The following is a 1,526-nucleotide window of genomic DNA, read 5'->3' as shown; positions in this document are numbered from 1 at the left end:
CAGAGACACCGCAAGCGGCATCCAAGCCTCAGCCCGCACGCCCGCCGAAAACACCAACCGGCGCACAAGCCACTGCCGCACACGTGACAGCTGTGCTGAACACGCAGAAAGCGGAAGAGAAGAAAATCCCCGTCATAGACAAAGGCCGACTGGGCATCTCCATCCGCCACAAGCAGGCAGAAGAAAAGCCGTACGCACCTGGCACGACAACCGTCCCCACACAGGTATCGGAAGCCGCCCCCGACGAAGACTATATTTTCAACGAGCGGGACATCAATTACTATTGGCAAGAATATGCCGGCCAGATGCCCCAAGAACAAGTCGCCATAGCCAAGCGGATGCAGCACATGCGCCTCACCCTGCTGAACGACACGACCTTCGAAGCTGTGGTAGACAATCCCATCGTGGCCAAAGAATTTACCGAGCTTACCCCCGACATACAGCAATACCTGCGTACACGGCTGAAGAACAGCAAAGTGACGATGACCGTGCGCGTCAGCAAACCTACGGAAAAGGTGCGTGCCTATGGACGCGACGAACAGTTCCAGATGATGTCACAGAAAAACAAAGCCTTGCTGGAACTGAAAGACGAATTCGGGTTAGAGTTTGCGTAAACTCCCACAAACCCTTATTTGCACGGAAGAACAGTATTATACTGTTGTAGGAACAGTATAATAGTGATCCGGGAACAGTATAATAGTGATCTGGGAACAGTATAATACTGTTCCCGTGACAGGTTAAGCAGGCCTGCCGGGCAACCCCGCAAGACTTTTTTGCGGGACATAAACCCGGTGTCCCAAGCATAGATGCCGTTCCCCCAATTACGCAACCAGTGGCTGCACAATTAGGCAAGCATAATTTTACTCTTCCCGTAAAGCATCTGAATTGGACACATAATCTGTGATACTTTTGCAGCAGGTCAAAGACATACGGACGCGATATTGGCATATGGTACAATTCATTATATCCCACTGGAATACCCGCTATTTGCAGGAGGCCATCAAACTTGACATTGTAGAAATCGGTCTGGCCAGCCATGTGGAGAAGTTTCTCATTGAAATGGGGCCGGGTTCGCCTTTATGGGACGGCAGTACCACATAGAAGAGTCGGAGGATGATTATTCCCGGGGTAGCCTGCCTACGATTGAGGAAATCGAGAAAGAATTGGAGATGAAACAATTTTCAAATAAGTTTTTTAAAGAACCTATTTATACCTGCAAAAATACAAAGAAGATGGCTAATCGCAAAGTTTCGTAAAGTTTTCCGATGATTATTTGGAAATTCAGCGATTCGATTGTATCTTTGCAACAACAGTTCTCGCCACGCCTCTCAACGATGCGTACCACGGCGGGACTTCGTTTTTTATATGTGTATATGAAATATGACAAACAACCAATAGCACTATTGCAACAGCTCAAGCTGTTAGAGCAAAGAGGCCTGATAATTCAGAATGAAGAAATAGCCTTAAGCCAACTTCAATCTATCAGCTACTTCAGACTTGCAAGCTATTGGCATTCTATGGAAGTT

At 47.6% G+C, this 1,526-nt stretch carries 3 pseudogenes; all 3 read left to right on the top strand.

The features are described 5' to 3' along the window. Window positions 1–614: pseudogene (locus M3090_RS15250) on the top strand (DNA polymerase III subunit gamma/tau); the annotation flags it as partial. A 203-nt stretch (window positions 615–817) separates the two neighbouring features. Then, window positions 818–1,121 (top strand): annotated as a pseudogene (locus M3090_RS15245) (PDDEXK nuclease domain-containing protein); the annotation flags it as partial. A gap of 144 nt (window positions 1,122–1,265) precedes the next feature. After that, window positions 1,266–1,526 (top strand): annotated as a pseudogene (locus tag M3090_RS15240) (hypothetical protein); the annotation flags it as partial.

The organism is Bacteroides sp. ET71, from assembly GCF_023336905.1.
Classification (GTDB): Bacteria; Bacteroidota; Bacteroidia; order Bacteroidales; family Bacteroidaceae; genus Bacteroides.
This window is presented reverse-complemented; position numbering and strand designations above follow the sequence as displayed.